The sequence below is a fragment of the Streptomyces huiliensis genome (genome assembly GCF_020037025.1).
Lineage (GTDB): Bacteria > Actinomycetota > Actinomycetes > Streptomycetales > Streptomycetaceae > Streptomyces > Streptomyces huiliensis.
Map to the genome: position 1 here is coordinate 1 of NZ_JAIQLH010000451.1, position 395 is coordinate 395.

Genomic DNA, 395 nt, shown 5'->3' on the forward strand with positions numbered 1-395 from the left:
GACCCGCTCCACGCCCAGCACCCGGGCGTAGATCGCGGCCAGCGTCTCCTCGACCGGCGTGGCCGGCGGCCGGTACCCGCTCGCGTCCCCGTACTCGGGGACCGGCAGGGCCCGCCTGTCCAGCTTGCCGTTGCCCGTCACGGGCAGCGCGCCGAGCACCACGACCGCCGCCGGCACCATGTACTCCGGCAGCCGCTCACCGGCCAGGCGGCGCAGCAGGGCGCCGTCCGCCCCGTCCGCCGCGCCGGCCTCGGGGACGACGTAGCCGACGAGCCGCCGCTGCCCGGGCAGGTCCTCGCGGACGACGACCGCGGCCTGCGCCACGCCGGGGGCGGCGCGCAGCACCGACTCGATCTCACCGAGTTCGACCCGGTAGCCGCGGATCTTGACCTGGT

Annotated in this window: 1 protein-coding gene; it reads right to left on the reverse strand. The window is 77.5% G+C overall.

Annotated features, from left to right (window positions below; genetic code table 11):
- Positions 1-395: AMP-binding enzyme (locus tag JNW98_RS35005; RefSeq protein ID WP_443732510.1), on the reverse strand; the 395-nt coding region annotated here is incomplete at both ends.